Below are 319 nucleotides of genomic sequence, written 5' to 3' on the forward strand. Positions count from 1 at the left end.
GGACCTCACCGACAACGTCAATGTGATGGCCTCCAACCTCACCGGCCAGGTCCGTTCGATGTCCGACGTGGCGACCGCCGTGGCCCGCGGCGACCTCTCCCGGAAGATCACCGTGGAGGCCAAGGGCGAGGTCGCGGCCCTGGCCGACGCGATCAACACCATGGTGGACACCCTGTCGGTGTTCGCCGACGAGGTCACCCGGGTCGCCCGCGAGGTCGGCACCGAGGGGACGCTCGGCGGGCAGGCCCGGGTCCCGAACGTCGCCGGGACGTGGAAGGACCTCACCGACAACGTCAACTTCATGGCGCACAACCTCACC

The 319-nt window shown here is 69.3% G+C and carries 1 protein-coding gene; it reads left to right on the forward strand.

Annotated elements, in window-relative coordinates:
• The coding region (locus ADK60_RS26965) for a HAMP domain-containing protein (protein ID WP_159400598.1) at nt 1-319 on the forward strand (319 nt) is incomplete at both ends.

The organism is Streptomyces sp. XY431 (assembly GCF_001279805.1).
Classification (GTDB): domain Bacteria; phylum Actinomycetota; class Actinomycetes; order Streptomycetales; family Streptomycetaceae; genus Kitasatospora; species Kitasatospora purpeofusca.